At 40.0% G+C, this 21,062-nt stretch carries 20 protein-coding genes; 5 read left to right on the top strand and 15 right to left on the bottom strand.

Annotated elements, in window-relative coordinates; genetic code table 11:
- Positions 1-88 precede the first annotated feature (88 nt).
- The 7 genes from AY601_RS12960 to AY601_RS12990 form a co-directional block, all read right to left on the bottom strand.
- The gene (locus AY601_RS12960) at positions 89-1,180 is read right to left on the bottom strand and encodes an adenylate/guanylate cyclase domain-containing protein (RefSeq protein ID WP_068401738.1); all 1,092 of its coding nucleotides are present in this window, start codon (positions 1,178-1,180) and stop codon (positions 89-91) included.
- A gap of 162 nt (positions 1,181-1,342) precedes the next feature.
- Positions 1,343-2,293, bottom strand: a complete 951-nt coding sequence (locus AY601_RS12965; protein WP_084359248.1) for a helix-turn-helix domain-containing protein — start codon at positions 2,291-2,293, stop codon at positions 1,343-1,345.
- Positions 2,294-2,411: 118 nt separating this feature from the next.
- Complete coding sequence (locus tag AY601_RS12970; RefSeq protein ID WP_068401741.1) at positions 2,412-3,428, bottom strand: zinc-binding alcohol dehydrogenase family protein; 1,017 nt, start codon at positions 3,426-3,428, stop codon at positions 2,412-2,414.
- The gene (locus AY601_RS12975; RefSeq protein ID WP_068401744.1) at positions 3,428-4,420 is read right to left on the bottom strand and encodes an aldo/keto reductase; all 993 of its coding nucleotides are present in this window, start codon (positions 4,418-4,420) and stop codon (positions 3,428-3,430) included. The genes AY601_RS12970 and AY601_RS12975 overlap by 1 nt, the downstream gene beginning before the upstream one ends.
- Entirely contained in the window at positions 4,417-4,794 is a 378-nt protein-coding gene (locus AY601_RS12980; RefSeq protein WP_068401747.1) for an L-rhamnose mutarotase, read from the bottom strand. The genes AY601_RS12975 and AY601_RS12980 overlap by 4 nt, the downstream gene beginning before the upstream one ends.
- Positions 4,795-4,843: 49 nt before the next feature.
- On the bottom strand, positions 4,844-6,511 hold the full coding sequence (locus AY601_RS12985; RefSeq protein WP_068401749.1) for an alpha-L-fucosidase: 1,668 nt from the start codon (positions 6,509-6,511) through the stop codon (positions 4,844-4,846).
- Between the two features lie 391 nt (positions 6,512-6,902).
- Positions 6,903-7,265 carry a winged helix-turn-helix transcriptional regulator gene (locus AY601_RS12990; RefSeq protein ID WP_068401753.1) on the bottom strand — a complete coding sequence of 121 codons (363 nt, stop codon included), beginning with the start codon at positions 7,263-7,265 and terminating at the stop codon, positions 6,903-6,905.
- Between the two features lie 331 nt (positions 7,266-7,596).
- On the opposite strand from AY601_RS12990, the gene AY601_RS12995 reads away from it, so the two are divergent.
- Both AY601_RS12995 and AY601_RS26065 read left to right on the top strand, forming a co-directional pair.
- Complete coding sequence (locus AY601_RS12995; protein WP_068401756.1) at positions 7,597-8,610, top strand: hypothetical protein; 1,014 nt, start codon at positions 7,597-7,599, stop codon at positions 8,608-8,610.
- A gap of 160 nt (positions 8,611-8,770) precedes the next feature.
- Positions 8,771-9,394, top strand: coding sequence for a nuclear transport factor 2 family protein (locus tag AY601_RS26065; RefSeq protein ID WP_232324589.1), 624 nt, complete (start codon positions 8,771-8,773; stop codon positions 9,392-9,394).
- 223 nt (positions 9,395-9,617) lie between these two features.
- On the opposite strand, the gene AY601_RS13005 is transcribed toward AY601_RS26065, so the two are convergent.
- Positions 9,618-10,031 carry a winged helix-turn-helix transcriptional regulator gene (locus AY601_RS13005; RefSeq protein ID WP_068401759.1) on the bottom strand — a complete coding sequence of 138 codons (414 nt, stop codon included), beginning with the start codon at positions 10,029-10,031 and terminating at the stop codon, positions 9,618-9,620.
- Positions 10,032-10,120: 89 nt separating this feature from the next.
- Here AY601_RS13005 and AY601_RS13010 point away from each other — a divergent pair, with 89 nt between their 5' ends.
- From AY601_RS13010 to AY601_RS13020, 3 genes are read left to right on the top strand one after another with little or no spacing between them, the layout of a single operon-like run.
- Positions 10,121-10,570, top strand: a complete 450-nt coding sequence (locus AY601_RS13010) for a nuclear transport factor 2 family protein (RefSeq protein ID WP_068401762.1) — start codon at positions 10,121-10,123, stop codon at positions 10,568-10,570.
- A 4-nt stretch (positions 10,571-10,574) separates the two neighbouring features.
- Entirely contained in the window at positions 10,575-11,456 is an 882-nt protein-coding gene (locus AY601_RS13015) for an NAD(P)H-binding protein (RefSeq protein ID WP_068401765.1), read from the top strand.
- A gap of 15 nt (positions 11,457-11,471) precedes the next feature.
- Positions 11,472-11,861, top strand: coding sequence for a hypothetical protein (locus AY601_RS13020; RefSeq protein ID WP_068401768.1), 390 nt, complete (start codon positions 11,472-11,474; stop codon positions 11,859-11,861).
- Between the two features lie 50 nt (positions 11,862-11,911).
- Here AY601_RS13020 and AY601_RS13025 read toward each other — a convergent pair whose 3' ends face one another.
- The 7 genes from AY601_RS13025 to AY601_RS13055 form a co-directional block, all read right to left on the bottom strand.
- Positions 11,912-12,145, bottom strand: coding sequence for a hypothetical protein (locus tag AY601_RS13025; protein ID WP_068401771.1), 234 nt, complete (start codon positions 12,143-12,145; stop codon positions 11,912-11,914).
- A 73-nt stretch (positions 12,146-12,218) separates the two neighbouring features.
- A complete protein-coding gene (locus AY601_RS13030) occupies positions 12,219-12,482 on the bottom strand; it encodes a ribonuclease E inhibitor RraB (RefSeq protein ID WP_068401773.1) in 264 nt (87 codons plus the stop codon).
- A 165-nt stretch (positions 12,483-12,647) separates the two neighbouring features.
- Positions 12,648-13,259, bottom strand: a complete 612-nt coding sequence (locus AY601_RS13035) for a hypothetical protein (protein ID WP_068401776.1) — start codon at positions 13,257-13,259, stop codon at positions 12,648-12,650.
- A gap of 5 nt (positions 13,260-13,264) precedes the next feature.
- Entirely contained in the window at positions 13,265-17,449 is a 4,185-nt protein-coding gene (locus tag AY601_RS13040) for a DUF6531 domain-containing protein (RefSeq protein WP_068401778.1), read from the bottom strand.
- Positions 17,450-17,472: 23 nt separating this feature from the next.
- Positions 17,473-17,811, bottom strand: a complete 339-nt coding sequence (locus AY601_RS13045) for a hypothetical protein (RefSeq protein ID WP_068401780.1) — start codon at positions 17,809-17,811, stop codon at positions 17,473-17,475.
- A gap of 1 nt (position 17,812) precedes the next feature.
- Positions 17,813-19,153, bottom strand: a complete 1,341-nt coding sequence (locus tag AY601_RS13050) for a hypothetical protein (protein WP_157287891.1) — start codon at positions 19,151-19,153, stop codon at positions 17,813-17,815.
- Between the two features lie 4 nt (positions 19,154-19,157).
- Positions 19,158-20,981 carry a type VI secretion system Vgr family protein gene (locus AY601_RS13055; RefSeq protein WP_068401785.1) on the bottom strand — a complete coding sequence of 608 codons (1,824 nt, stop codon included), beginning with the start codon at positions 20,979-20,981 and terminating at the stop codon, positions 19,158-19,160.
- Positions 20,982-21,062: the final 81 nt, after the last annotated feature.

The following is a 21,062-nucleotide window of genomic DNA, read 5'->3' on the forward strand; positions in this document are numbered from 1 at the left end:
ATACATCTCTTGACGATATACTGCAGCCATTCTGCCTGACTTATATATGGTGAAAACAGTTTCTTTCACCATATATAAGTTGAGTAGGTTATTCCATTGAAATAGCAAATATCTCCATGGTCTTAACCCGGCCTTTTAACAAGTTTTCTCCAACAGATCTCATTTCGTATCTGGCCGGAAGCCGAAGTAATTGTGCCAGATCTTCTGATACCAGCAATTCAGCATGGTAATGATTGCAAAGTCCCTGAATCCTTGCTGAAGTATTGAGGACGTCCCCGGTGAAGATGATTTCTTTTTTCAGCGATCCGATCTCCCCGGCAGTTACCATTCCACAATGCAAACCTGCTTTAAATTCCGGTAATAATCCAAACTCGCTATTATATTTTTCAGCCTGCATTTCCAAAGCGCGTTTCATAGCAAAAAAACACTCAATACCGTTACTATTTTTTAACCCCTCTTTTAATTTCCAGCTGATGATCATCTCATCACCCGCGTATTGATAGATGGTGCCTGCATAGTCAATAACAGCGACCGAAAGATCGAAGAAGTACTCCTTTAGCATTTGAAAATACTTCACATGACCCAATTTTTCCGCAATCGTAGTGGAAGACTTCATATCCAGAAACATAAATATCCTTTCTTCTTCTACCGGGTGATGATACGTCCCCAGAAAAAAATTACTCAATGTGCCCACTCCAATGCTTTGGCTGAATTCAGCGTATAACTGGGTAATCACAATTATTGAGGCAATGTAAACCATAATACCGATCACGGCATAGTTGGTGAAAAATGCCCATGCCGGCGATGCCAGACTCTTGATAGAATGTATGTTATAGGTATACAGGGTGTTGGTGAAAGTAATAATGATCAGGAACAAGATCACAATGACCAGATAAATAAAGGATTTGAAGATGATTTTTTTAGTGAAACTGTTTTTGATAAACCACTTATTGAAATAACCGATTTCCATTATCCCGGTCAATAATCCCATCATCAGACCTGATAATGGGACTAAAAGAATGTTTCTTACAAAGTCGTAATCAACTCCCGTAGAGGGATAATGGTCCAGGTTTCCAATAATCCCTTTCTCCAGCATGACATAAATAAGGCCGAAAATAAACCATAATACTCCGAAAGGAACAACACGCTTAATATTTCTTATGGTTTTGGGTAGCAGCATAATTGTAAGTTACAAAATCGTCATCTGGTTTCAGAATTTCTGATATAGAATCCCATTCCTGGAGATCAGGTGCTGTTTCTTGATCGCAAACCAGTCATATCTGTAAAAAATCCGTTCGCTCCTCAAACTTTAAGGCATCACTAACTAAAAACAAGCATTACCTTAGCCTGCCGGATAAGTGATTTCCTGATCATGGATATATTCCTGACAAGCTACCTTTTCAATAGATTCAGGGTAAATAGAGGCCATACTTTGGTTTTGACGTCTATAGTCCTTAGGGCTTAACCCTGTTATCTTCTTAAATATCCTGGAGAAATACTGAGGGTTATCAAAACCCGTGAGTTCAGAGATTTCGCCATATTGGATGTTTGTCGTGATGATCAGATATTGAGCCCTTTCGATACGTTTTTCTGAAATGAAATTTACCGGGCTTTTTCCAGTGTACCGGTGAAATATTCTGGAAAAATAATCCGTATTAAGGTTTGCACGGGAAGCAAGCTGACTTATCTTTAAAGGTTTTGCAATGTTAAGCTGAATGTAGCTCATTGCCGATAAAACGACTGAAGGGATCGCGACATCAGGAGAGGCCATGAACCGCCCGGATTTCATAAATCTGGAAAGCAGCTGAAAAATAATGCCCTGCGTCTCAAATTGGGTAGAAACACTCTGAAGATCATTTAACTTGGTATATTCCTTGTAATAAACATCTTTCTCATACACTTTGGGGTTGTCTGAGCGGTTAATGCCACGTCCGGGATTGATGTGGAGCAGGCGCTTTAAATTTAAAACATCAATATCTTTGGCCTCAACGGATAAAATTTCCCTGCAATGCGCAAATAAGGATATTCCGTCTGGCGATTCCTCAAAAAACTGTACAAAATATTGAAAAAGGTAATCCTCGCAATGCAGGTCGCAAAGGGTAAAACTTGGGATGAGCACCAGACTTCCCTCCCCTAGTATTGTACGGCCTGCTGGACTGTTGATATAACCAGCACCAGCCGCTATGTAATAGAGCCTGTAATAGGGGCTTATTACATTGATGAAGTTCCATTTATTACCTAACTTCACCGCATCTGCATTCAAGAGATGAAAATGGTTTTTAATTAATTTCATTGCTATTTTAAAAATGCCTGGCGCAAGTCTTTTTCACCAGAAAAGCCTGCGTATCCTTACTGAATATATAAATAATTTCTATCACAAAATAAAAATCCTTAAAAGCATTTCGACACACTCAACCAAAATCTACCATCGCTTTTATAACCATTTGCTTTGGATCGGAAAGTGTTTGAAAGTCATGCGCCAGATCCTGAAATTTAACGCGATGACTAATAAATGCGCTGACGGGAATTTCATTTTTCAAAAGGCAATCTATAACGAAGTTGAAATCTTCCCGAAGAGCATTCCGGCTGCTTTTTAACGAAGCTTCCCTTTTATGAAATTCCGGATGACTTAAAACGATTTCCTGTTTTTGAAGACCAATCAGCACAATGCGTCCGCTATGGGCCAGAAAATTCAGCGCCCCGTTAATGGCCTGTAAATTTCCGCTGCAATCGATGATGACAAGGGGAAATTCTTCACCAAGCAAACGGCAAATGCCTGAGCGCATTTCCTCTTCACTAAGGTTAATCAGCAGACTTATTCCGAGCTGGTTGGCACAATAATCCAGCCTTGTTTTATTAAAATCTGCAACAATGACTTTAGCACCCTTTATTTTAGCGATCGCTGCCGTCCCAAGTCCTATAGGGCCTGCACCAAGCACAAGTACTGTTTCTCCAGGCGATACCTGTGCAGTTGCAACACCATGGGCGGCTATAGCCAGCGGTTCTACTAAGGCAAGTTCATCTGCACCAAGCCCCCTTGACGGGATGAGGAACTGTATTGGTACACTGATAAATTCGCTCAATGCACCATCCTGATGAACCCCCAACACACTGAGATGGGTACAGCAATTTTCACGGCTATTCTTGCAAGCGATACATTTCCCACAGTTGAGGTAAGGTAAAATGGTGACCAGGTCGCCCTCATTGAAAGACCCGTTATCCTCTATTTCTGCTACTGTTCCACAAATTTCATGACCCAATACCCGGGGATAAGAAAAAAAAGGCTGATTGCCAGTATAAGCATGATAGTCCGTTCCACAAATACCTACCCTATTTAACTTGATAAGGGCATGACCAGCCTCCCTTTCGGGCATAGGGAGGTCTTTATATTGGAAATTTCCAGGACTTAACAATTGTAGTGTTAACATTAGCTTTTTATTTTATCGAGCTCCAGCCAAAACGCTTCTGGTATCTCTTTGTAAATCATATCTACATTATCTTGGACCTTTTCAGGCCGGGTTGTACTCAAGGCAATACTCTGAATATCCTTAATTTGCCTGACATAACCAAAACAGGCTTCCGCAGGGAGTAGCTGGTACTTAGCACAAAGCCTGAAAAAAATTTCCCTCCAGGAAAGCAGCTTACGACCAGCTTCAGAATCGCCATCCACTTTTTCATAATTATAAAAATCGCCACCTGTTAAGAAGCCCCCATGGAATATGGCTGAATTGATCACCGCTACCCCATTTCCGGCCAGTTCAGAGACGAACTTTAACAAGGCTTTAGGGTGAGCGTAAATGGTCAGACTATTGGCTATCATTACATAATCAAGGGCAACATCCTTAGAAATCTTCTCAATCACCCGCCAATTCTTGGCGCCAATTCCAATGGCCTCGACCGCACCCATTTTCTTCAGTTCAACAAGTGCAATATAAGCATCCAGAATATCCTGATATCTTTTTTGGTAATCCCTGGCATCAGTTGCACAGGCCAGATATTCATCCGGATCATGCACTGAAACATATTGCGAATGGTAATCACCCAGCAGTTGATTTCCCTGGTGGTAGCATTCCAGTATCCCTTCATAACTGATTTTCTGGACGGCATCATAGCTCAGTCCGGCCCAAACCCCTTTTTCAAAAGTTGGTTCTGTTCCAATAAGTGGTACCCTGTACCAACCGAGCTTATTGCTGATTTTCACTTCATTTTGTCCAATACCAAGTTCTTTGAGCCCTTTGGCTAAAACCTCGAGGGACATGCCTGCACCGTATTTCCCTGCAGTATCAAACATCAGGCCGTCCTGATTGACATTGACGCAAGCGCTTAGGATCGCTTTTTTATGTTCATAGCTGCTCTGGGTATAAAGATTACCAAGGCAACTGGTTCCGAAAATTACCTCAGGAAGTATCTTGTCCCTCATAAGTCAGACTGGTTTTTGGCATCATCCGTTTCAGTATTGGAATTATCCAGTTCAAATATTTTTTTCATCAAGACCCACTTTTCACCTTCTTTAGCCCATGGAAGAGGTTGTTGAAACTTCCACATTAAAGATTCCCACGCTAAGACTTTAGGATTTTGCGCATCGAGCAGGCGTTTACCTTCAAAAGAAAATTCATCGCTGGTCTCCATGATCATAAATAAACGATTACCGCTACGGTAAATTTCCATCAGATGGATTCCAGCATCGATTATGCTTTTGTTGATCTCCGGCCAGCTATTGATATGGTAGTCTTCGTATTGATGGATGAGATCTGCCTCATCTATTAAATCCAGTGCCAGGGTATATTTTTTCACAATTATGATTAAGTCTATTGAACATTGAACAGGGTGGATATGTAAAGCGCTAAAGTGAACTAATTTTTAACGGAACAGCAAAGGAAGGGAGCGAACCGACATCAGCAAAGAAAACTTTCAGTCCCTGCTCATCCTGAGTGAATTTCAAAGGCATCTTAGTGGCCACAAGTTCAACACGGTTAATTCGTTTTGGATAATAAGGATTGCCAGTTGAAAGACTTTTTATTAATATAGATGGCTGCTTTACATCCGACATGATCGTTGCAAACAATAGATCCCCTTTAGTTACAAAACGGACATCTTCCATATTAAAAGGCTTGCCCTTCCCCTCGTTAAAACCTTGGGCGCTTAATGCTGCAGCAGCAGCCTGCGCCGGACCTTCACCAAAAATTTTCCATGGGCGCGTACTATAAATACTCTCTCCATTCTCACGCATCCATTTGCCAATTTCCTCAACGATACCCAGTTCAATGTCATCCATTGTCCCATCACCTTTAAGCGGGATATTCAACATCAGGTTACCGTTCTTACTCACCACGTCAATAAGCGTGTGAATCACAGACCTGGCGGTTTTATAGCGTTTATTATCATAAACCTCTTTGTTGTAATGCCAGTCCCCGATACAGGTATCTGTCTGCCAGGGAAGTGGCTCAATACCATTACTTTGTCCTCTTTCAATGTCCCATACCATGGCTTTACGCTGGTCCGGATCTAAAATTTTCCCGGTTATTACAGCGTCCAAACGTCCCTTCTCTTTTATACTTTTATTGTAAAAATGGGCTGCGATTTTAAGACCTGCATCATCTATGGGCCATAAAGGAAGCTGAGAATCATCAAAATAAACCATATCCGGGCCATACTTATCGATGAGCTCGATGGTTCGTTTATAAAACTTTTCAATATATTTTTTATCCGGGAGACTTACGCCATTGCCCCAGTCCCATTGCTTGTGGATCATTCCATTGTCCGAGCTATTTTCACTCAAAGGATGATTTTGGGCATAAAGTTCCTGAGGATCTAATCCATCCCACCATTCCCCCTTTCCTTGATTCTCATTGACCTTACCATCGTAGGGAATGCCAGCATAAGCACCAGATTTATCTGAACGCCGGGCCGTCTCCCACCAACTCCAGGTGTGAGCAGCATGTACGCTAACGCCAAAGTGCATGCCTCTTTTCCTGGCGGCATCCGACCAACCTTTAACAATATCCTTTTTAGGGCCAATTTTGGTCGAATTCCAATTTTTTTGAAAAGAGCTGTCGTACAAATCAAAATTATCATGGTGATTGGCTAAGGCCATAAAATATTTTGCTCCTGTTTTATGATAAAGGTCAACGATACCTTGGGGATCCCATTTTTCGGCCTTCCAGGTATTTATTACATCCTTAAAACCAAATTTTGATGGGTGTCCATATTTTTTCAGGTGAAACTTATACTGAGAGGAACCTTCCATGTACATATTTCTTGCATACCAATCCCCTGCTTCGGGCTGACACTGCGGACCCCAATGCGCCCACATGCCAAATTTTGCATCTCTAAACCAGTCGGGAGTTTTATAATTGCTTAAGGAGTTCCAATCAGGCTCAAAAAACCCGTTAGGTAGTTCTGGAGATAGCGCACTTGAAATTCCGCGGAGCATAGCGGCATTTGCAGCATGAGCTAAATATAATCCCGGGAGTCCGGCAGCCAAAAAGCGCAGCAATGTTCGTCTTTTCATAAAATATTTGGTTATAAATATTAAAACAAATTTAATCGTGGGCTTCAAGTAATTCTTGCAAGATTGCGACAAATTTTTGCACTAATCCGACTTATGCTCATCATCTTTTTCAATCTTCGGATAGTATGCTGCAAATTTAAAATCCGAAGATTGTCTGGCAGGTTATTAAGATGTATAAAACAGAAAATGGCAAGACATTTATTGACGTTAAGTTGGAAAATGAAACTATTTGGCTTACACAAAAATCAACTACCGAACTTTTCCCGGTAGTTCAAAAAGAAGTATAAAAAGAAATTTGAAGTTTTATAATCTGGATATGATCCTATCTGTTGTGTACCTTGCAGGTTAAGTCGTGACCAGCTCAATTTATCAAACATTCAGCGGTTTAGGATCACTCACCGATCAATTTTTTATGGCTTGTGCCCCAAACTTCTAATTCCATGATAACTGACTTCAATGCGTATCCAATTTCTGTCAGCTCATATTCTACACATGGCGGTACATCTGCATAAACAGTCCGGCTGATTATTTTATTCTCTTCGAGCTTCCGCAGTTGCAGGGCCAGCATCCTTTCAGTAATTCCAGGTAATTTCTTCTTTAGTTCTCCAAATCTAAGTTTACCACTTAATAACCACGAACATATAACCAATGTCCATTGTCCGCCGATGATATTTGAGGCATAAGCTTCCGGACATTCATCGCTCAGCGCAAGCTTATTTAAAAAGTTGGTTGATGATTGCTTGATCTCGCTCATTACTTACATTATTTATAGTACCTAACAATTGGCGGGCAATATACAAAAGTTTACAGGCAACCTTAACTTTGTCTTAAATATACGAATCATTGAAATATGAAAACTTTAATAATTATGGTGCATCCTGATATTACTGAGTCTGTGATCGATAAAAATGGCTTGATGAAATGCTTACTCAAGGATGGGCATATGGCAGTAAAAGCGGATATCGGATCAAAGCAACATCGCTCTTAGTGTAAGATCATATTTGGCATTTCCGGATGAGTTGTAACCGGCTTCACACCTCAAATGAATTGCAAAATGTAAAGTTATATAATTTAAAAATTTTCATATGGAATCACAGAAAAAACGAATCTTAATTGTAGGCGGTTATGGAATGGTTGGAAGTAACATCGCACGACTAATCAGACAAGCTGATAGGAGTATCGAACTTATTCTTGCAGGTAGAAATCCTCAAAACGGAATATCTTTAGCGAAGGAATTAAATCATTCAGAAACAGCCTATATCAATCTCGAAGAAGGCTTCAATCTCAGTGAATTTAAGAAAATTGACCTGATTATATCAGCAGTGGATGACCACAGTAATATATTAAGGGAAACTGCTATCTTAAATGGCATTGCATGTATTGCTGTAAGCGAATTAGCGCATCAAATTTCTCCCACAGCATTTTTGGGCCTTCATCAAACGATTGTTGCGCCTGTTGTATTCGCCGGTCATTGGCAAGCGGGATTATTAACCCTTATGGTCAGGCAACAAGCTAATAAATTCAGTCAAATAGAAACTATCGAACTTGCAGGATTATATGACCCAAAGGATAGTGTAGGGCCGCTGGTTGCAAACGAAGTTAGTGGTTTTGTTGGTGAGGCGCTAATTCGCAAGGGCGGAAATTGGCTATCATTACAATCAAAAGAAAACCCCAGAACTATTGATTTGCACAATCAGTCATCAGCAATAGGTTACCCACTCAGTACGCTTGATGTTCCGAGTATAGCCGCTTTTACGAGTGCGAAAAATATTCGGTTCGATTTTATTACAGGGGAATCTATAGGGACTAGTAAGGGCCTGGAAGCTTCCCATGAATTATACATTACGATTGAAGGCACCCTGCTATCCGGCGAAAAAAGAAGACTCCGCACGATCGTATCCGGCCCAAAAGGAAATTCCCATCTCACAGCTGTGGGCGTATATTTAATCACAGAAAAGATATTGGGCCTGAATGGACAGTCTGAACAAAAGACCGGGGGTTTGTATCTTCCAGAAACTATGATCTCAACTCCTCATATCAGCAACCGGTTAAAAGAATTTGGAATCGAAATAATTGAAGAAACCCTGGAAAGTTTGTAGAATTTACTCAGGATATTCTGAGCACAATTTAACAAAGTCACAAAATTGAGCATGACTATTAAGATTAACAAATGGGATACGAAAGAACGTATAAAGATTAGATATTCAAGGGTTGAATGAAAAGAAGCAATAATTAATTGGCACATCATTAAATAATAACGTGAAAAAACTAACATTAACAATATCAATCTTACTGTCATTCAGTATTGAAATCATCGCAAAACCGGTAAGTTACCTTCCTGATCAAATTACATTTCAGCCTGTTATAAATCCTCAAAAGATGAGGAACTGGGATGACGAAATACGAACCATTGAGCTTTATAGTTCCAATGCCGGGAAGCTAATTGATAACGGAGAGCGTTTAGCCATAAAATTATATGGAAGCACGCCAGATTCAAGCATTACTGAACCGGTTCACATTCAAAAACAAACAAAAATGAAAAACGCAACGATATTACACAAAGCCAACGAATTCGTTAAAAAGGGAAACTATGAAAGTTTTCTAGTCTATTGTACACAGGATACCAAATGGTTTTTTGTAGGCGAACGTATTCTTGAAGGTAGAGATAAAGTACGGGAGTATATGAAAGAATTCTATTTGGAACCGCCCGTATTTACCGTCGAAAAGACTATTGAGGATGGTAACTATGTAACGGTGACAGGTGAAATCACCTTGAAGGCTGCAAATGGAACCTATAACCACTATGATTATTGCGACATCTGGCGCTTCGAAAATGGAAAAATTGCAGAATTGAAAGCTTTTGTCATTGAAAAAAAATCTTAACAAATGAATCGTTAAATGAAACTGAAAGTGGCAATTGAAAAAGCTTTGGGCATTGGCACAGAATTCTGGCTTGTCCGTCCGTTTCCAGGCAATACAGGCACATTGTAAATGAGGTAAATACAAAAACCCCCTCTCTAAGTAATTAGGGAGGAGCTTTACCTCTCCGGACGTACTAAGATCGAACCACTTTATGGAAGATGGGATTACTAGTGTATTGAGGATCTTAAAAAGTTTGTTTATACAGCTTTGTTAGTTGGGGCTCCCATGAAACAGACCAGTTTAACAGGGCCATTAATGGATCTGCGGTACTGATGCCAAATTCTGTCAATGTGTATTCTACTCTTGGTGGAACTTCTGGAAATACTGTTCGGACGACCATGCCGTAATTTATTAAAATCTTTAAAGTTTGATTGAGCATTTTTGGCGATATGCCCTTAATTTGCCGCAGTAATTCGCTACTACGTTTACTGCCCTGCATTAATGCCATCAAGATTAGTAATGTCCACTTATTAGCAATGAGCGTTAATGACTGATTTAAGATACAACTTTCATCCAAACTGGATTTCAACAGCAGGGATTGCTGTAACTTAAAATAATTTTCATTTTTTTCTCGCTGTCCTTTGATTATTCCGTCCATATATTACTTTAAAGTGCTTATGCAACTTACAGGTGCCTTCTTGCAAAGATATAGTGTAGACTTTACTTTTGTATATAATCTTAAGAATTATGAAACTTGAAAATACAACTGATCAACAGATTTTACTGAATTTATTAAATGCTTTTAACAAGGGCACGGAAGCTGTTTTATCGCTTTTTGCTCCAATGGCAACTGTAGAATATCCTTATGCGAGATCATTAGGATCAGCTTACCAACTGACGATGGATGACTACAGAAAACATCTGGATAATATCCTTGGAGATATGCCGGATATTATATTCACAGGATTAACTGTTTATCCATTAAATGAGCCAGATTCCTACTGGGCGGAATTCCATGGCGAAACGACAGTTCCTGCAACAGGCGCATTGTATCAACAAGATTATGTTGTCAATTTTAGATTAGAAAATGGAAAGTTCATTTACTATAAGGAATATTGGAATGTGCTCCCTGTCTTAAAGACTTTGATGGGAAAAGAGCAAGCCCAGCAGATAATTGATAAACCTATTATATACTAACCCTATGAAGAAAATAGCAATTGCGGCTGCTACAGGTAATATCGGAAGCAGTGTGGCCAAACAAATAGCCTCGCATGGAGCAACACCTTTGTTGCTAGGTCAAAACCTTAAAAGATTAGATAATTTGAACATTCATGGGGGATCTTCAGTAATGGCAGACATCAGCAATACAGAACAGGTGATTGCGGCAACCGAAGGAGCGGAAGCTTTGTTCTGGCTTGTTCCGCCAGTACTTACCGGACCTAGTTTAAATGAATGGTATCAAAAGGTCACTAATGCAGGTATTGCTGCCGTTAATCAAAACAAAATTAAAAGAGTTGTTCTTGTTTCTTCAATGGGAGCAAGTAGTTCACCAAATCTGGGAACTGTAAGCTATTGTGGGGACATGGAAATCGCTTTTGACAAGCTGGACGCTAACGTGTTGGCTTTAAGACCAGGTTATTTCATGGAAAATTTCATACAACAGGCAAAAGGTATCAGTGAGAAAGGAACTTTTACTTTTCCTTTTGACAGCGAACATGATATTCCTTTTATCAGTACAGATGACATTGCTGAAGTGGCAACGCGCTATCTGCTTGATGAAACCTGGGCAGGACATTGGAAACTAAACCTCATGGGCCCTGAAAATATAACCTTAGCGCAAGCAGCGTCCCGCTTTTCTGCCCGGCTAGGTAAGTCAGTTAAGTATGTACAGCAATCTGGTGAAGAGGTAAAAGCGCAGCTGAGTAGCTGGGGATTGTCTAAGACCGTACAGCATGAATTGATGGATTTATTTTTTGCCTTGGGTGATCCAAATGGGGCGTATGCCACACCTCGCACCATAGAGGCAGCTACAGCTACAACTTTCGAGCAGTTTTTAGAACGGAAGTTGCTACCTTTGCTTTAAATTAATCGTCAAACCATGAAATACTTTAAGATAATTGTTCTCTGTTTTATCATTGCCTCAGTTTTTAGCTTGATCGGTGTGTTTGTCCTGCAATCCACCGGTTTGATTGGTAAAGCAGATTCAGATTTTAAAAACCTGCCTTACGGTATCGCTATCGGCATTAATCTCTGTATTTTTCTTGGAAGCTTTACCATTTTACTGAATCTTCAAGAACATGTTAAAGATAACCTCCTGTATAAGGCGCTAAGTTTTTTCCTGCTACCGGGTATGTTTGTATTATTTGTATTATTTGCAATGTGGGATAAGCCCTGGCCAGGCGTGCTATTTTGCATTCCATACCTTATTGTCTTATTTATTTTTTTTGTTCGTTCAAAAAAACACGATACAAGGAATTATAAAAATTGAAATCGATTTTGAATGTTTGCGGATACTGATCTTATTTTCACCAAATACTTTCATAATTTTTCAGCTACTGCAGTGTCAATTTTTTGTAGCAATTCAAGACTATAATCCCATAACTGACGTGCATGGGTATCGTTCTGTGCATATTTCGACGGCCCGGCCACGTTTATATCTTGAAAATACTGCCCGGTTATAGCTAAATCAGGAATTGATGATGCTAAATGAATAAGTGGCTTTGCAACTTCCAATGGTGTTTTTCCGAACAGCCGCTTCTGAAATCGCAGCATCTAATGGAATCATTCCATTCCTGATATGCATTCTATTAACGTTAGCTCCATGGCTCATTATGATCCATCTTAGCTACACCGTAGAGGTTCCATCCAATACAAACTCGTTTTCTGAGGATGACTCTTCAACAAAACCAATTTCGTATCCTTTCAAACTCAGGTTCTCCGCCAATTTTTCCAACTTTAAGGAATCATCAGAATAGAAATAAAAGTCAAGTTCAGCATCTTCAAACTCCTTATATCCCTTAGCGATTAAGACAGAGAGGGTTTGACTATTCATCTGCTTTTGTTCAATGATATTCTCTTCGTTACCTTCTTTTGTGGCATATTGATTCATATTTTAATTATTCTAAAATTGTGATCAGAAATCAAAAGATGTGTTAGGTGCTCTTCAAAGTCTCAGGACTCAGGATTGGCTCCTATGCTTTTATTAGAATAATTAATCACCGTTCCCAAGATCAAGTGTATCTCAATTGCATCTTTTTTAAGAATAGCTTTGATTTTAAACAGCGATTTTCTTCATTTTCCGTTTCACAAAAATAGCTTCATCATTAGATTCAAAGAAAGAAGAATCTCTTACATCTAGACCTAGTTCTTCACAATATTTAATTAATATCTCCTTATTAATTCTTTTCGCTTTTTCCGGCTCTTTGTACAATTCCGTATTTTCAAACCATAATGGTATTCCATTTTCACTAAATTGCCAAATATCCTTATCATTAATAATCGACTGAACTGTGCGAACAATCTTTCCAGAATGACTCATAATCAAAGAGTTTCTATATATCCCAGACTCCAGAGAGTTGATATCAAACTGAATATTAAAAGAATTAAGACTTTTGCAAATGTAATTGCATAAGGTAGCCCACCCGCCCGAATTGCCTAACACAATTACGCCTTTTTTTAATTGCTTTGGCTTAAAAAAAACAGCGCCTAAAAACACCGCAGGAGATTGACCATAAAGTTTTTCCATATAAACTTTCTCTATCGAATCATTAAACAATTCAATTTCAAAAGAACTGGTAAAACTGTCTTCTTTCAAAAAAGTGTATATCTGTTCGACAGATAACTCAACATATACAATATAAAGACTTTTAAAGCTATCAATAGTCATATTTTTTAAATTTTCGAACAACTGCCTGTTCCATTTCTATCTTCCCTTATATTGCCCTGATCATCAATCAGCCAAAAAGTATTTTTAGCATTTGGATCATTGGCCGGAATTGTACTTTGATGTCCAAAACTACCAGAATCGGAAGTATCTATTTCAACATTATGATGAACACCGTCCCTATCATATTGTAAATCCGGTCTATTTTTCCCCACGTTATTTCCAACTAAATCGACTTGTTGTTGATTTTTCCTTATAGACAGAGGATCTACCAGTGGATCATTAGACAAATCTTGTATTTGATTATTAATGAAATCATCATGTGATTGTCCGCCATGAACTTTCCCACCTAACCCTAAATTATTTGGTGCTACAAGCCCAAAAACATCAAAGTAGATATTTGTGTCACTAACATAACTATAAAGCTTACCTCCACCCTGTAACCTTATAGGATCCTGACTAATATATCCCCCCTCTTCCGGACTATAATATCTAAATCTATTATAACACAAACCGGTCTCTATATCCAAACTCTGTCCTTGATAAAGATAAGGACAAAACCCAGATTCTCCATGTTGCATTTTAGGTTTCCCGTAAGTGTCCAGTTCGCGTTCCCAGATTAATAATCCATTTTCGTTATAACCTTGTATCGGCGTGCCTAAATGATCAGTTATAATACTATATTTCTTATCACCTTTTATTTTCGCCATGGGGGCAAAATTATGAGCTTCAAATACCCAGGTGATAATGTCATCTGGATTGCTATCCTTCGTACTAAATTCCTTCCATTCATGTAAAGGTTTATTCCCGTCCCAAATATAATTAGTAATAGTTTTTCGATACTGCTTGTATATTCTACGTCCAAGAGCATCATATTGAAAGCGTACTTCATCACCATCAGGTCGAAGTACAGTTTCCAACATACCTGCAGAATTCCATGAATACACCCAAAGATCACCATTACGCTCGTTCTTTTCAATGAGATTTCCCTCCATATCATAGCTATAACGCGCATTTTCACTTGCCATCAACTTGCCACCAATGCCATACTTGCGATCTTTACCACCTGGGCGTTCGTAAACATTGCCCACAACATCAGGGACCCTAAACTCCATCGTACCGTCTCCGTAAATCACTTCTGAGAGATTTCCACATACATCATAAAGGAATTGTTTTTCACCTGTACCACTATCTTGTATCTTAGCTAAACGATCAAAATTCCAATCATAAGTCCGTTGGTGTTTAGTCCTACCATTATTAGTTGATATTTCCTGACGCTTGAGTTGTCCAATGTTGTTATATTCATTTTTTTGTACAACATCACCGTTACTCTTACGGTGTAACTCCAGCCCTAAAGAGTTGTATTCCATACGAGATAGCCAGCCATTTGCACTGACCTCATTTATACACCCCGACTCGCTATCATAGCCAGATATAATATCAGCACCTAAATTGCTAGATATATGAGTACGTCGCCCCCCTTCATTATAGACACTAGTAACCCAGTTATCATTACTCGTCTCCTTCAATATACGCCCCATAATGTCACGTTGAATCGAAACTTCCGAATTTCCATTAGATGCCTTAATAAGTTTTCCCATCACATCATATTGGTAATTTTCTACACTTCCATCTCTTGAATAATATATAGTGGTAAGTTGCCCCGCTGAGTTATACTCGTAACCGTTCTCGTCCCCATTGGGACGGAATAAACGCAATACTTGTCCAATTTGATCTCGTAAATAATGTCGAGTAATACCATCAAAACCGACTTCTTTGATAACATTCCCTTCACTATCAAGTTCAAATTGATACTTTTCATTGAGCTCGTTTACAAAACTGAGCAATTGGTTCTCAGTGTTATACTCAAAATTCACTTCGCTTTCACCTTCTCTACGCTTAATCACATTGCCAAAAAAATCGTAATTGAATCTTACGCTCTTGTGTTTATTGTTAGCTTCTATCAGATTCCCCATACTATCGTAATCAAGTTCGTGTACCTGACCATTTAAATCAACTAGTTCTATTATTTTACCTAACAGATTGTACTTTCTCCGTTGCGTACCTTCTGATGTTGTAATTTCGGTGCAACGACCTAATTGATCATAGTAATATTCAATTTTCAAATTGCCCTGCAAAGAGACCTGTTTTAAATTATAGTAGCTGTCATAGCTTAATAAGGTTTCTATCCCATCATTATTTTTTATACTATGAAGTAATCCATCGACCCGATAACCATATTGAGTTTCCCCTCCCTCTGGATTAATGCGCGTTATCAACCGCCCAACTTCATCATATTTGTATTGCCATTTTCCTCCATTTTGCAATAGAATTTCAACCGGTTTATCGAGTTTATTATAATACATGCGAATCTCTCCTTTAGCAGGAAGATTGGTCTGATTGAGATTACCACGATCATCGTATTCATACGTTCGACGAATCCCTAATTCATTACTTTCTGAAATAAGATTATTAGACTCATCATATTGAAAGAACCTGCTATCACCCAAACTATTTTGAATCTGAGTAACAATGCCATTATGATGAAAATATTTCTTACTGAATCCCAAACTGTTAGTTGCAATGGTTAATCCTTCCTGGTATTCGAAAGTATAACTAAACAATCCCTGAGGACCAAGCGCAGCAGTACACCTTCCTTCTATATCGTATCTAAAGTTAAAAACAGTACCATCCTTGAATTTACGCGCAATGATTTTTCGTTCTTCCCAGGCAAAACGATCCTGAAAACCTTCTGCATTTTCAAGCACCGTCATCCCCCCCTCTTCATTATATAAGTAACGGAGTGCAGCAACACTAATCCCAGTATTTCCAAGTTCGGGGTGAGGTATATATAAAGCTGTAATCTGCCCCTTATCATTGTTTTCAACTTGTATTGACCGCCCTGCACTATCCAAAATACCTATTAAGTTGCCGATTGCATTATAATAGAAAAGAATCGCAAAACCATTACGGTTCACAATGCTCCTTAGATTACCATGTCCATTGCTTCCCTGTAATGGTCCATTAAAGTAATAATATAACCCATCCTTATGACTTACAAAATACTCCCCCTTCTCATCCCTGTGCAGTTCATATTTCTCCATTGGATTATAAAAACTCGTCCCTGGCTGAAGCCCAGGAAACACAACCGGCCTTCCTGCAGTGTCGTTCATGATCACCATAGCATCTTCATCATCTACCATTAGTGTGATGTCGTAACTATGGTAAATATTCTTACCCAGTGGTCCGTCGTAACTGCTATCACTGTAATAATTAGCTTCCCAGACAAAAGGAATTGGCCCTGGTAAAGTAAATCCCTCTAAATAACTCGCCATGTGTCCACTTGCAGCGTCTACCGGCTCACCAAGGTATTTACAGACAAATGGTTGCACCGCAGACCTGAACTTCTTAAAACCCGGAAACTTTGCTTCTATTTTGGCCATCAATTTCGTCAGCAGTTTACCTAGCATTTTAACCGCAAACTTTAACCCATGCATCAGTCCCATCAACATCAGACTATTGATCAGATCGGCCAGTTTTAATTCCTGTTCTACTTTCGGTCCGCCCACAATCACCGGTTTACCCAATGGCAACACCACCATCACTGCCGTTAAGAAATTCAGGTAAAATCCTCCTGTAGGATTATTCAATAAGATCTTTCCTACATCCTGACAAGAATAGGCCCTGCATAGAAAAGTACTCTGGTACATTCCCTGGGTAATTACCGTATTGCTCCCATGCGAAAGCTGCCCTTCATGTGGGTGAAAAAACTTTGGCAACAGGAACAAAGGGTGAGGAATCACAGAATGCAAAAGATTCAACGCTTTCACTGCCTTTCCTAAACCTTTCAGTTTCCCCATCAATGGAGGTACCGATGGCATTCCCCATAAAGCACTTTGTGCAGCACCCCGGTAGCAATCATTGATCAGTACCGTACCGCCCAAAGGCACATCCCTGGCAATCGTAAATCCATCATCTGTATATACCGGCATTGCCGGAACCGTAAAATGAATATAATCCATTGGATCAAAAACCAATGCTGCAAAAGGAGTAATCGGGCAAGGTGTGATTGGCCATGGTACTTTAAGCACATGAAAGTCAAGGCCCAGCACGATGTCAAAATGCTTTGCTGCAGGTTTTGGATCTTCGGATACTGCCGGTACGATGGGATTATTTACAATCTTGAATGCCATAATGGTAAGTTTTGGTTTGGGGATTATGGTATTTTAGTTGTCACTTCACTGCCATTGGGATCATTCGGATCGTAGTAAACAGTCACCGTATCTTTTTCTTTCAGACTGCCCCCCAGCTCGCAATTAAAACGGATAATTTTTTCTCCTTTAGCATCTATAATAGTAATGTTATACCTTGCCTGTTTTGCCCCATAGCGTGTTACACGCTCCGGCAACTTCTGATCTATTACCGCTTTTGCAGCAACATAGTTTTTGTGTTTTTCTTTCTCCGCATCGTCTTTCTGTAAATAACTACATCCGGTGTAAATCAGAGATATGATGATGAAGATTGTTGCAAGCCAGATTATTCCGTTATTATTCATCTTATTTAGTTTTATTGAGTTGGTTATATTGATCGGTCAGGTTATTTTTCCAGTTGCTTCCCCACAACTGATCCATTATCGGCGTATACGTATTCAGCATTTCCTGATCAGCAATGCTGAGCATGTCTTTTGCGTAAAACATTGCCATTGTATTTTCTTTTAGTGCTTCATCTCCTTCGTTGCTTAACAACCGCCATCCCTCACTAAAACAGGTTCTGGCTTCTGTATTGGTCGCATATTTTCGCAGACTGTTGCCCAGCATCTGGTGGATTCCGGCTAACATCAGCGGGTTCGCTCCAGTCCGGTTCAGTTCCAGGCTTTTCCGGTAAACCACAGCAGCCTGTTCAAACTCTTTACTCATAAAGTACAAATTTCCTTTCGCTATATAATACTGGTACTGCGTCTGGTCATGTTTTTCCTTCTCTTTTTCTGCGGCCTCAGCAGTGATTATGATTGCCTTGTCAATCGCCTGATGCGCCTCTTTCACCTTTTGAACTGATGCATAAAAAGTATACTCAAAAAAATGAACAAGCGCTATCTGAGGCTGCCATTCATATTTTTCAGCCAACTTCAAACAGATATTTCCGTAATAGCGAACATCTTCTGCATCGCTATAGCCAATCGCCTCATTCATCTTGATCAGCGCCTGTTGAAAGCTCACCATATCCTTTTCTTCCTCAGTGCCCTTTTTCGCTTTCGTCTCTTCCAGAATCTGGTTCATTGCACCTGCGATGTCCAGATCAGGATGGAGATATTTAAATTCTTCTTCCTTCTTTTTAGAAAGGCTTTTAAAATACATTGAGTCCCTGGATTCATACAACATGATCCGGACCCTGTCCGAAATCCCTGCATTCATCAATAGTTCTATCCAGTTACTAAAGGCCTTCACATCCGTTAACGCACTTGGAAATAGTGCCAGAACTAACTTTTCAGGACTCCCGGTAACTTTTAATGCTTTAGCAAGCATATTCAGATTCTCCGCAAACAAAGTCGCTTCTGTTCCTTTTGCTGTGATGGATTGAGCCCTCCATTCTATCTTTCCCGTCACCTCTGTGAGCGATGGATCTTTATTCCATTCCCTGAAATAATTCTGCAGGTCGCTGGTGATCCGGTCTCCGTACAACTGAACCTCTGGTTCAAAGGGTTGCGACAAGCACAACACTGTATCCTGCAGTGTTTTTTCTAAAGAAGTCTGGTACATCACAAACCCTTTTATTGTTTTAAACTCAACTGAAGAAGCGCCAACCCAGGCAAACACACTTACTTTTGGGTTCTTGCTCAACGATTCAGTCCACATTTCAGAAAGCATCATCACCCGCTGCATGATCGCGTTATTCTCCATGCGCCTAGTTGATGTTTACTTTCTTGCCCTGAACCATTGCTTCGCCTTTGGCCTGAATCATTACAGGCCCCTCAGAACTGGCTTCAAGACTCTTACCGCCTACCATACTAAGTTTTGTTTTTGCACCAATAGTTACATTTTCCGGATCCAGAGAAAATCCTGATCCAGAGAAAGATTTCTCATCCCCAGAGCCAGAACCCATAGAAACCAGTTCAGAACCTAAAGCTGCAATATTTTTAGCCTTTATGGCAATGTTGCCCTCTTTATCTAAGGTAATCGCACTTGCTGCACTTTCACCTTCACCACAGGAAATGGTGATGCTGACCTTACTGTGCATCGAGATATTACCTGCACCATCCAGTATGATCAGGTTTTCATCTTTATCCTTTATCGTCATCCCACCACCATCATCCAGCTGAACGGTATGTCCGCTTTTTGAGGTCAGACTTTTTGTATTATTGCTGCTGCTGCCACCGCTTCCCGTTTTGCCATGGAACACACTTCCCATCACCAGAGGGCGGGCAATATTACCTTCTTCAAAAGCAACCAATACCTGGTCACCTACTTCCGGTATAAATACAAAGCCCCTGTTTTTACTCACCTTTTCACTGCCACCGGCATCCGGGGTAACTACCCTCAGCCATTCCGTTTGGTCATTGGTCTGACATTGCCATTTGAACTTTACTTTAATACGCCCCTGGCCTTGCGGATCATTGTTATCCACCACATCTGCAAGTTGCATATCTGGGTTTGGACGGTCGTAATTTTTAAAAGCAATGCGTTCTGTCGTAGACACGATCCCTTCAAAAGAGTTATTATAATGACCACGTTCATCTATAATATGGTGCACAGAAGTAATTAGAAAACTCCCCAGACTCTGGGCTGAAAAATCTATTCCCTGCTTCAGGCTCATACTTACCTCGGCAATGCTGCCAAGCCCTACTTCCGGATTGTCGCCACTGGCATTTATTTTTAGCAATCCGCTGATGTTTGCTTTTTCTTCGTTGTCTACCAGCGACTTAATATCGCTACCATTGTCCACACGAATCAACGACGGTTGATTAAAGGTTTTGCTGTACATCGAATTGGATGCATTGATCGCATGAACCAGATCAGGCCTTCCATTGGCCTGTCCTGTGCTTTCGCTCTCCAGCATCTGATCCTCTTTCGGATTATAGGCAAAACGCTTGTTTTTAATCGGTGCAACTTCCATAGCATATTGTAAGCTCTGGACATCTCTTCCGTAAAACAAAGCTACTTCCTTCTGCTCGTCAGGCTTTCCAAAGTGGAGGTTCTCCCCATCATAGAAAAACCATTCATGGTATTCTCCGCTTAACCTGTTTAGAAAATCGAAATCACTCTCTCTGTATTGAATCACATAATCAATGGCACTACTTCTGGAAGCATTGGCTACAATCCTAAGGTCATTCTCAGGCGTATCCTTGGTTGCCAGCTTTACGATTGAGTTCAGGTCTTTATCCAGATAAGAACCCAAATCCGGCCCCCTGTCTATTAAAATAGTCGGACTATATCCGCTAACGATCAGAATTCCGTGGTAACCATTACTCTGCGCCAGCTCTACTTTCGTCACCATTCCTGAAAACTTCTGCATTTTAGCAGGGTCGTATCCAAATGATGCAGCCAGGGTTTGCCCCACAAAGTCCCGGCTATCATCCAAACTAATCAAACCTGGTGCCCCCATCTGATCATGTTTAAACCGAAGTTCAAAATAGTGATGCGCGTTAAATTCCTGTTTAAGCGAAAATGATGTGAAATGCAGGATGGCCTTGTCGCCAATATGAATTTCTTTGATGAGGTTGATTTCCATGATATTAGGATTTATTATCAATATATAGACCTTAATCAATTGTATGATAGTTTATTACGTCAACGTCCTTATAATTGTGGC

Source organism: Pedobacter cryoconitis (genome assembly GCF_001590605.1).
GTDB classification, from domain to species: domain Bacteria; phylum Bacteroidota; class Bacteroidia; order Sphingobacteriales; family Sphingobacteriaceae; genus Pedobacter; species Pedobacter cryoconitis_A.